This is a genomic window from Pseudomonas sp. SED1, assembly GCF_034044025.1.
In the GTDB taxonomy this organism is placed as follows: Bacteria; Pseudomonadota; Gammaproteobacteria; order Pseudomonadales; family Pseudomonadaceae; genus Aquipseudomonas.
The window spans coordinates 1-10,626 of sequence record NZ_JAXCIS010000153.1 but is presented as its reverse complement, the minus strand read 5'-3'; the positions used below and the strand labels follow the sequence as shown (position 1 = coordinate 10,626).

The window sequence follows — 10,626 nt, the reverse complement described above, 5'->3', positions numbered from 1 at the left end:
GCCGTTACCTAAATAACGGATATGTACTCAGCCCTCAAGCCCGCGCAGCAAACACCCCCCGAGCAATCGACCGAGCCACACAATCAGCCGCCGCCGACCCAATCCGCCCAATATCCACCTGCCGCCGAGGCCCATCCGCCACCTCCACCGCCCCAGAGGCCAGAGCAAACACCGTATCCCCATCAAACGGCAAATGCGCCGGCCGCACCGCCCGGGCAATCCCGTCCTGCGCCATGATCGCCACCCGCTTGCACTCCGCCACCGTCAACCGCGCCGTACTCGCGACCACTACCAGCGTGGTATTGGCCCCCGCTTGCAGGCGCCCCATGGAATCCAGCCGCGACAACTCCGGCATCGGATCACTGCAATCCATCTCCGTCACCGGCCGCCCCCCACCAAACTCCCCCGCCACCTCCCAGGGCCACGCCCAGAACGTCTCCCCATCCGGCATGTAGACCGAACCAATCGGGTTAGCCACCACCAAAGCGGCAACCACCAACCCATCCCCCAAATCCAGGGACGCCGTCCCCAGCCCACCTTTCAACACCCCGGCCATCGCCCCACGCCCGGCCCCGACAGAGCCCAGCTCAAACTCCGGACCGGCATTGGCCAGCGCCTCAAACCCCAGCCGTCGGTAAGGTGGCTCCAGGCCCCAATCCTTGTCCCCGCCATTCGCCAAATCATGCAACACCGCCGCCGGCACGATAGGAATCGCTGGCGCACCCGGCTTCAAATGCAACCCCACCTGGTCCTGGGACAACTTCGCCGCCACCGCATCCGCCGCCCCCAGGCCAAACACCGAGCCACCGGTAAACACCAAGGCGTGCAGCTGACCCACCATGTTCTCCGGCTCCAGCGCCGCGGTTTCGCGACCACCTGGGCCTCCACCGCGAATGTCGATACTGGCAGTCCAGAAACCATCCGGGCGGATCACCGTGACGCCGGTGTCGGCGTACAGGTCTGTGGCGTGGCCAACCTCCAGGCCGGGAATATCAGTGAGGGCGTTGCGCGGGCCAGGTCTAGGCATACAGAAAAGCTTCCTTGGGTTTAGGTATGGCGTGGGGAGAGCAAGGGGTGTGCCAAGGAGGCGCTCCCCCGGCCCAGCGTACGCTAGCAGCTTCGCGAAAAAATCCCCTGCACAAAAACCAACACCCTGCCCTCCCGCCTGTTAGAAAAACACCACCCGCCCCGCAAACCCTCCAACAACTCCTTGTTATCCAAGACTTTTCAGCGATGGCACAGCCTTTGCTCTCCTGCCTCCACCAGAGCTTGAACTTAACAAGCCGCCCTCGAACAAGGCCCGTTGCCTAACCACACTGGAGTGTTGCACATCATGAATCCATCCCGCGCCGCAGGCCGCCGCCAACCCGGCAAGGCCTTCGCCCATACCCTTTTGTTCCTCGCCCTGTGCGAGGCCGTCAGCTACAGCAGCCTGACCCTCGCCGCCGACGCCCCGGCCAGCGATAACCCCCTGGACACCGTCGTGGTAATTGGCAACCGTGGCCAGGCCCGCACCCTGGCCGACAGCCCGGCGCCGGTGGACGTGATTTCTTCCAAGCAATTGCTCGCCACCGGCCAGGGCGACCTGACCCGTGCCTTGAGCAAGGTGCTGCCGTCCCTCAACCAGCCGGCCTCGTCGGGCTTCGGTTCGACCTCGATCGTGCGCCCCATCAGCCTGCGCGGCTTGAACGGCGACCAGGTGCTGGTGTTGGTCAACGGCAAGCGCCGCCACAACAGTGCGCTGCTGAACAACGCCACCTCCCTCAACTCCGGCTCGCAACCGGTGGACCTGGACATGATCCCCACCGCCCTGGTGGATCACATCGAAGTCCTGCGTGACGGCGCCTCGGCGCAATACGGGTCGGACGCCATCGGCGGCGTGATCAACATCGTGCTCAAGCAAACCGACCACGGCGGCAGCTTGTCCACCACCTACGGCCAGAACTATGAAAACGGCGACGGCGAAACCGTGCGTCAAACCGGCAATGTCGGCCTGGCCCTGCCCAACGACGGTTTCATCAACCTCGCCCTGGACGTGAAGAAACAGGACGTCTCGGACCGTTCCGATGCGGCGCCATATACCGATAGTGCCGGCAACACCAGCCAACGCCACACCTACTACGGCACCGGCTTGCCCGAGGCGAAGAACTTCAGCCTGGGCTACAACGCCGAGCTGCCGGTCGCCGACGCGCTGACCCTGTACTCGTTCTCGACCTACACCCACCGCAACTCGGAAAAGCCCCTGGCGTTCCACCAGCCGCCGTCGTTCAACGGCATCCAGACCCCGTACCCGGAAGGTATCGAAGACAACCTGCGCTTCATCGAAGACGACTTCCAGGTGGCGTTCGGCGGCAAGGGCCAGGCCGCCGGCTGGGACTATGACCTGTCGAGCACCTACGGCCAGGACCATGCCCGGGCCACCCTCACCGACACCTACAACCTGAGCTACGGCCCGAACTCACCGACCTCGGTCGACACCGGCGTAAAAACTTTCAGCCAGTGGACCAACAACCTCGACCTGACTCGCGCCTTCGACCTCGGCCTGTACAAGCCGACGCAGATTTCCTGGGGCCTGGAACAGCGCTACGAAGACTACAAGATCGGCAAGGGAGACCTCGCCTCCTACGCCAGCGGGCCGTTCGACACCGGTGCCAACGGCGCGATCATTCCACCCGGGACCATTTCCGGTGCCGGTACCACCCCGGCCGACGCCGCCGAAAAAAGCCGCATCAGCCTCGCGGGCTACGGCGAGATCGGCCAGGACCTCACCGACAAATGGCATGTGGACCTGGCCGGGCGCTACGAGCACTACAACGACGGCTCGGGCACCACCACCAACGGCAAGTTCTCCACCCGCTACCAGTTGACCCCGATCCTGGCCTTGCGCGGCACCGTCAGCACCGGGTTCCGCGCACCGTCCCTGGCCCAGCAGATCTACAGCTCCACCTCGCAAACCAGCGTCAACGGGCAACTGTTCGACTACCGCAACGTGGCGGTGAACTCCGATGTGGCCAAGGCCTTGGGCGCGACCACCCTCAAGCCTGAAAAGTCGACCAACTACAGCATCGGTCTGACCCTGCAACCCACTGACAACACCAACATCACCCTGGATGCCTACCAGATCGTGATCAAGGACCGCATCGCCCAGACCGGTTACCTGGGCGGTACGCCGCAGATCAGCGCGATCCTCGCCGCAGCCGGGCTCAACCCGAACCAGGCGGTGACCTACTTCACCAACGCCCTCGACACCACGACCCGTGGCGTCGACCTGGTGGGTGACTACCGCCAGGACATCGGTGCCTATGGCAGCCTGAAATATAGCGCCGGCTTCAACTGGAACACCACCCAGATTGACTCGATCCACGCCTCGACCGTGGCCACACAGGCCCTCGGCCCGGACGGTGGTTATGGCCGCCAGCGCCAGGGCAACCTCAAGTACGGCTTGCCGCAATCCAAGCTGCTGCTGGGCACCACCTGGACCTACGACAAAGTCGAAACCAGCCTCAACCTGACCCGCTACGGCTCGTACACCGAGTACGGCACCGCCGAGATCTACGACCGCAACTTCGCGCCGACCTGGATCACCGACCTGAACATCGACTACCACCTGACCAAAGCCGTGACCCTGAATGCGGGGGCCAACAATCTGTTCAACAAATACCCGAAACGCACCGACCTGGTAAGCAGCTCCGGCGGCTTCCCGTACGGTACCTTTTCGCCTTACGGCACCACCGGTGGCTATTGGTACACCGGCGTGACGTACGCCTTTTGACCCAGCCCGCGGGGCCGGTTCGCCGGCCCTGCGCCTGACCTTTTGCGGGAGCCTGTCCATGACCCGACGTACCGATCAACTCAAGCTGGGGGCCTTCCTGGCCAACAGCGGCCACCATGTATCGGCCTGGCGCCACCCCCTGGCCCAGGCGGATGCCAGCCTGGATTTCGAGCACTTCAAACACATCGCGCAAACCGCCGAACGCGGCAAATTCGACGCCTTGTTCGTCGCCGACGTGGTCGCCTTATGGGGCCATCATCACGACGCCCTCAGCCGCACTGCCCGTGCCGAACACTTCGAACCCTTGACCCTGATGGCCGCTTTGGCAGCCGTCACGAGCAACATCGGCCTGATCGCCACCGCCACCACCAGCTACAACGAGCCGTACCATATCGCCCGCAAGTTCGCCTCCCTCGATCACCTGTCCAAGGGGCGCGCCGCCTGGAACCTGGTGACCTCGGTGGTCTCGGATGAGGCCTGGAACTTCGGCCGCGAAACCCATATCGACCATGGCGACCGCTACCAGCGCGCCGAAGAATTCCACGACGTGGTCAAGGGCCTCTGGGACAGTTGGGACGACGACGCCTTCACCCGCGACAAGGCCAGCGGGGAGTATTTCGACCCGGCCAAACTGCACACCCTGAATCATCGCGGCGAACATTTTTCCGTACGTGGCCCACTCAACGTCGCGCGCCCTCCACAGGGCCATCCGGTGTTGGTACAGGCCGGTGCGTCGGAACCCGGCAAGGCCCTCGCCGCCCGCGTCGCCGAGCTGATTTTTGCGGTCAACCATGACCTCACGGGCGCCCAGGCTTTCTATCAAGACATCAAGCAACGCGCCGCCGCCTTTGGCCGTGACCCCGACCACATCAAGATCCTGCCCGGTGTCACCCCGTTTATTGGCGAAACCCGCGAACAGGCCCAGGCGCTGTTCGAAGAATTCCAGGCCCTGGTGGACCCGGTGCTGGGCCTGCGTTTCCTGGCCGACACCCTGGGCGATGACATCGACCTGTCGGGCCACGACCTCGACGGCCCGCTGCCGGAAACCCCGGTAGGCCAGCGCGGCAGCCGTCGCGACAAACTACTGGAACTGGCCCGCAGCCAGAACCTGAGCATCCGCCAGTTGTACCTGCACCTGACCGCCGGCAACCCGGTGATCGGCACCGCCGAAGACATCGCCGACTTCTTCGAGCAGTGGTTCGAAGCCCGTGCCTGTGACGGGTTTAATGTGTTCTTCCCGTACTTCCCGGGCGGTATCGACCTGTTCGTCGAGCAGGTGATCCCACTGCTGCAGCAACGCGGGCTGTTCCGCACCGAATACGAAGGCACCACCCTGCGGGAAAACCTCGGCCTGCCGCGCCCGGCCAATCGCTTTACCCAGGGAGTCACACCATGAAGCACAGCGCATGGATGCTGGCCGTCGGCAGCCTGTTCGTCTCGAAGGCCTTTGCCCTGAACATTTTGCTGAGCAACGACGACGGTTATCAGCACCCCAATATTCGCGCCCTGTACACCGAGCTCAAGGCCCAGGGGCATACAGTGCGGATTGCCGCACCGCAGGCCGACCAGAGCGCACGGGGCGGTGCGTTTTTCTTTGGTCGCGAAGTCACCGTTGGCCATGACGACGACCCGGCCTACCCCGACAGTTACTACATCAGCACCACTGAAAACGGCGTGTGCCAAAGCCCCGAATGCGCCGGCAAAGACGTGCAGATCGAAATCAGCGGCACGCCGGTGATGGCCTTGCTGATGGGCCTGAAAAAAGTCATACCCCACCCCGACCTGGTGATCGTCGGCCCTAACCCCGGGAATAACCTGGGGGCGATCAACAGCGCTTCCGGCACCTTCAACGTCGCCAGTGTCGCGGTGCAGGCGGGCATTCCGGCGTTGGCGGTCAGCACCGATTTGAAAGAGACAGACCCACAACGCGCGGCACTGCTGGTGGCGAAGCTGGTCAATGCCCTGGACCAGCATCGCCAGCCCGACGGCGCGCTCTTGCCCAAGGGCCTGGGCCTGAATATCAACCTGCCAAAAGCCCCACAGATCAAGGGCGTGAAACTCACCCGCATCGGCAGCTATGTGGGTTTTGAAGCGGTGTACACCGACGACCTCAAGCAATTCAAGCTGCCGGGCAAGCCGGGCATCGGCTTCCAGTACAGCCCCGCCGCCACCGCCGAGCAGCAGAAGCAGGATGAGGCGGTATGGCTCAACAAGGGTTACCTGACCATCAGCCCGTTCAGCGGCCTGCCGGAGTCGATCAATGCCGGTCCCGCGCTGCAAACACAACTGGCCCGCGAGGTGCTGCCATGAGTTCGAGTTTTTCCCTGGGGTTTCTCAGCCGGGTCTACAGCCCCGGCTTCGAGCCCAAGGTCTACCGCGACACCGTGGAGTTGTTCAAGGTCGCCGAAGAGCTGGGCTTTGACAGTGGCTGGGTGGCGCAGCACCACTTCGCCAGCGAGAACGGCCGCCTGCCCTCGCCCCTGGTATTGCTCGCCGCCATCGCCCAGCGCACCCGTAGGATCAGCCTGGGCACCGGGATAATCGTGCTGCCCCAGGAAGCGCCGCTGCGCCTGGCGGAAGACGCCTCGGTGCTGGACCTGTTGAGCAATGGCCGGCTGGAGCTGGGCCTGGGTGCGGGTTTTGATCCCGACACGTTCACGGCATTCGGTCGTGAGCCTGAGGCGCGCCACCGCGACTATGAGCAGCACCTGCAACAGTTAATCCATGCCTTGGGCAACGCACCACTGACCGACAGCGGCTCGCGCCTGTTGCCACGGGCAGCCGGCCTTGGGCAGCGAATCTGGGAAGCCACCTCACGGGTGGAACTGGTGGCCGAGCGCGGCCACGGCCTGATCATGGCGCCCAACCCGCACCTGCCGCCTGAAGCCGGGGTAGAACTGGTCAACCGCTATCGCAACGCCTGGACCGGTGACAACGGCACCCCGCCCCGCGTCACCCGGGTACAGGCGCTGATCCCGAACCCGGACGCCGCCACGCGCAACGATATCCAGGCCTACGTGCAACGCCAACAGAGCATCGGCGTGTACAAGGCGCCGGTGGATGATGATTTCGACACCACCCTCAGGCGCCTCGGCATCCTGCACGGCCCGGTCGAGCAGATCATCGAGCAGTTGCAGCAAGGCCCGAGCCTGACGGCCAACGACCACCTGGTGCTGCAAGTACAGACCGCCAGCACCCCGCTGCGGGATGCGATCCGCGCCCTGGAAATCATCCGCGAACAGATCGCCCCGGCCCTCGGCTGGCAACCGACACTGCCCCAAGGAACCCTGACATGAGCTTCAAACTGGGCTTTCTCAGCCACGCCTTTGGTGACGATCCACAGCAGGTCTACCGCGACCTGATCGAACAATTCGAAGTCGCCGAGGCCCTGGGTTTCGACGGTGGCTGGATTGCCCAGCACCACCTGAGCAATGGCTTTGGCCGGCTGCCGTCGCCGCTGGTATTGCTGGCGGCGGTGGCCGAGCGAACCCGGCATATCGAACTGGGCACCGGAGTGATCGTGCTGCCTTTCGAAGACCCGATCCGCCTGGCGGAAGACGCCAGTGTGCTCGATGCCCTGAGCGGCGGCCGGGTGCAGCTGGGCCTGGGCAGCGGCGGCGCCAACCTCGACAATTTCAGCGCGTTTGGCCGTGATGCCGTGCAACGCCAGGTCGACTTCAGCGACCACCAGCAGCAGGCCCAGCAGTTACTCGACGGCGAGCCGTTGACGCCCCACAGCCCGCTGACCCTGCAACCGCCAGCAACCGGCTTGAGCAGCCGCTTGTGGCACTCCCACGGCAGCCTCGAAGGCGCGGCATACACCGCCAGCCAGGGCAACGGCCTGCTGCTGGGCACCGCCACCCACGATCCGCTGACGGTGCAGAAACCCCTGGCCGATGCTTACTTGAACGCCTGGACCCGCACCGATCGCCCACCGAGAATCGGCGTGGTGCGCGCAATTTTCCCGGCAGCGGATCGCGCCAGTGCCCAAGCGGAACTGGCGGTGGATATCGAGCGCCACATCCCGCGCCTGCAACGCGAGGGCCTGATTGATCAAGCCGTGGACCTGCAGGAGCACCTGCGCCTGATGAACGTGCACCACGGCCATCCCGACGAAGTGATCGCCAGCCTGCAACAGGACCCATCCCTGCTGCCCTATGCTGACTACGTGATCGCCGTGGTCCAGGCTGAAAGCTCGACCCAGGCGCAGATCCTCAAGCGCCTGGAAATCATCGCCCGGGACATCGCCCCGGCCCTCGGATGGCGAGGACGAGAGTAGGATGATCAAACGCCCTGAAAGCGTCAGCTCCCGTAGCAGCTGTCGAGTGAAACGAGGCTGCGTAGCGGTGTGTCAGATACACCGCGAACGCAGCCTCGCCGGGGCTCGACAGCTGCTACGACGACGCGTGATGCTGATGCCAAACTATGGAGCCTGTGTATGCCCCTTGAATTCAGTTGGTTGATGCCCCTCTGTACCCCCGACTGGGCGGCGCGGCCGGGGCAATGGATCCAGCTGGCCCAGGCGGTGGAATACGCCGGCATCGACGGCCTGTGGATCCCCGGCGGCGCGCTGTGTGCCGACAGCCTCGGGGTGGCGGCGGCGTTGTGCGCCCACACCCGACGAGTGCAATTGTCGGTGAGCGTACCGCCGGAAGTCATGCTGCCGGCGGCACTGGCCACCACCCTGCAAAGCCTGCAATCGATCAGCAGCCACCGGGTGCGCCTGCACTTGCCCGACGGCGAACAAGGCAGCCTGCGCAGTGCGTTTGGCGAATGGCTGAACCGCGACCAGCGCAGCGAACGCATCGGCGAATACCTGGAGATTCTCCAACAACTGCTGGCACCGAATGACGGCGGCCTGGATTATCAAGGCCGCTATTTCCAACTGGAAAACGCCGGCGTCGCCCGCCGCGAACTGCCCGCGCCGCCACTGGTGCTGGACGACAGCCAAAGCCACGCGCTGGTGGCCGGCCACGCCCAGGTGTGCCTGTTGCGGCCTGGGCATCCGCAGTGGCTGGCCCAGGAGATACAACGCTGGCGCCAGCTTCAGCCGGGCCTGGCCTTTGCCTGCACCTTCGGCCTGGTCATCGGCGACAGCGAGGACCTGGCCTGGGAAACCGCCGCCGCCCTGCTGCCGACCCAGGACCTGCCCAACCACCGCATCGCCACCGTGCCCCGCGACCGACACCCGTTGCGCCAGTGGGAGATCCACCCGAACCTGCTGCAACTGCACCCTGGCCAACCGCTGATCCTGGTGGGCACGCCCCGCCAAATCGCCACGCGCCTGCAGGAACTGCACGGCCTGGGCCTTGGCCACATCATCCTGCAAGGCGGCCCGGCGGTCGGCGAAGTGCTGCGCTTTGGTGAACAGATCCTGCCGCTGCTTTTTCAACACGGCCTGCGCAAGGAGCGACTGCACCATGAACACTGAGGTTCGCCCCCCGATCCAGCTCGACTGGTTCCTGCCCACCAATGGCGACGGTCGCCACCTCACCAGCAGTGGCCTGCCCAAGGTCGGGCTGTTCCAGCAAGGCGAACGTGCCCCCACCCTCGATTACCTGCGCCAGATTGTGCGGGCTACCGAACAGGCCGGATTCGACGGGATCATGGTGCCCACCGCCAGCGGTTTCGAGGATCCGTGGCTGATTACCGCGGTGCTGGCCCAGGAAGTGCGACGGCTTAAATTCCTCCTGACGTTGCGACCAGGCATGGAGCTGCCAGCCTATACCGCCCACCGTGCGGCGACCTTGCAGTTGCTGAGCGAGAATCGCCTGGCGTTGCATGTGGTGACGGGGTCCAGCCGTTTTGAGCAGCGTTCGTTGGGGGATTTTCTCGAACACGATGAGCGTTATGCGCGTACTGCGGAGTTTTTGCAGGTGTTCCAGGCGGTGTGGGCTGGCAAGCAGCCGGCGCATCCGGGACGCTACTACCGCAGTGGGATCAGCACGCCGGTGGCGCCTGGGGCCGAGGTGCCGGCGATCTATTTTGGGGGTGCCTCCGAGGCTGCCGAGCAGGTGGGGGCTGCCCATGGGCAGACGTACCTGATGTGGTGTGAGCCGCCGGCAATGATTGCCGAGCGGGTGGTGCGGATGCGTGAGTTGGCCGCGATGCAGGGCCGGACGTTGCGCTTTGGGTTGCGCTTGCACATCTTTGCCGATCGCACTGACGAGGCGGCCTGGGCGCATGTGGAGCGGCTGTTGGAGGAGATACCCAAGGACGCCATTGACCAGGCGCAGCGGCAGATGGCCAAGTATGAATCGGTGGGTCAGAGTCGCCAGACCGAGTTGATGAAAGGCCGTGGGCGTGGGGCGCGGGAGCTGGAGGTCTCGGCCAACCTCTGGGCCGGTGTGGGCCTGGTACGGGGCGGGGCCGGGACGGCGTTGGTGGGGAGTTATGAGCGGGTGGCGGAGCGGATCGAGGAGTATCACCAGCTCGGGGTGGACAGCTTTATTCTCTCGGGGTTTCCGCATCTGGAAGAGTCGATTCATGTGGGGGCGGAGGTGTTGCCTTTGTTGCGCAGGATTGGGGCTTCGGGGAGGGTTGTTGAGGTGGGTCGGGGTTGATTGAGTACATATCCGTTTCTTCGGTTATGGCTGATATTGGGGTTCCGCTCTTACAGCCAGCCCTTTCAAGGTCTTTGGAAAAAGCCTCAAAACATGATCATTTTTTGACCAAAAGAGATGCTAACTGAACCAAATTCAACTCGTTTTTTTTTTAATTTCAGCCCGGAATAGGCGTAGGACGCGATTTAGGCAAAGACCTTGAAAGGGCTGGCTCTTACAGCGGCTCACTTTTGAAAAGCGCAAAAGTAAGCAAAACGCTCTTGCCCCACCACTCGGCACCTCCGGCCTACC

8 protein-coding genes are annotated in these 10,626 nt (G+C 64.1%); 7 read left to right on the top strand and 1 reads right to left on the bottom strand.

All coding sequences use genetic code 11. From position 1 onward, the window contains the following. Window positions 1–34 precede the first annotated feature (34 nt). A complete protein-coding gene (locus SNL23_RS19880; protein ID WP_318303213.1) occupies window positions 35–1,027 on the bottom strand; it encodes a P1 family peptidase in 993 nt (330 codons plus the stop codon). Between the two features lie 306 nt (window positions 1,028–1,333). Here SNL23_RS19880 and SNL23_RS19875 point away from each other — a divergent pair, with 306 nt between their 5' ends. The 7 genes from SNL23_RS19875 (at window position 1,334) to SNL23_RS19845 (ending at window position 10,335) form a co-directional block, all read left to right on the top strand. Continuing rightward, entirely contained in the window at window positions 1,334–3,772 is a 2,439-nt protein-coding gene (locus SNL23_RS19875) for a TonB-dependent receptor plug domain-containing protein (protein ID WP_076015724.1), read from the top strand. Between the two features lie 58 nt (window positions 3,773–3,830). Further along, the gene (locus tag SNL23_RS19870; protein WP_076015725.1) at window positions 3,831–5,168 is read left to right on the top strand and encodes an LLM class flavin-dependent oxidoreductase; all 1,338 of its coding nucleotides are present in this window, start codon (window positions 3,831–3,833) and stop codon (window positions 5,166–5,168) included. Then, window positions 5,165–6,082, top strand: a complete 918-nt coding sequence (locus SNL23_RS19865; RefSeq protein ID WP_318303212.1) for a 5'/3'-nucleotidase SurE — start codon at window positions 5,165–5,167, stop codon at window positions 6,080–6,082. Before SNL23_RS19870 ends, SNL23_RS19865 begins: the two co-directional genes overlap by 4 nt. Then, window positions 6,079–7,068, top strand: coding sequence for an LLM class flavin-dependent oxidoreductase (locus SNL23_RS19860; RefSeq protein WP_167665460.1), 990 nt, complete (start codon window positions 6,079–6,081; stop codon window positions 7,066–7,068). The genes SNL23_RS19865 and SNL23_RS19860 overlap by 4 nt, the downstream gene beginning before the upstream one ends. Next, on the top strand, window positions 7,065–8,051 hold the full coding sequence (locus SNL23_RS19855; protein ID WP_318303209.1) for an LLM class flavin-dependent oxidoreductase: 987 nt from the start codon (window positions 7,065–7,067) through the stop codon (window positions 8,049–8,051). Before SNL23_RS19860 ends, SNL23_RS19855 begins: the two co-directional genes overlap by 4 nt. Before the next feature lie 159 nt (window positions 8,052–8,210). Continuing rightward, a complete protein-coding gene (locus tag SNL23_RS19850) occupies window positions 8,211–9,203 on the top strand; it encodes an LLM class flavin-dependent oxidoreductase (RefSeq protein WP_087695234.1) in 993 nt (330 codons plus the stop codon). Then, window positions 9,193–10,335: an LLM class flavin-dependent oxidoreductase gene (locus SNL23_RS19845; RefSeq protein WP_318303208.1), complete on the top strand. Its 1,143-nt coding sequence runs from the start codon at window positions 9,193–9,195 to the stop codon at window positions 10,333–10,335. Before SNL23_RS19850 ends, SNL23_RS19845 begins: the two co-directional genes overlap by 11 nt. The last annotated feature ends 291 nt before the right edge of the window (window positions 10,336–10,626 follow it).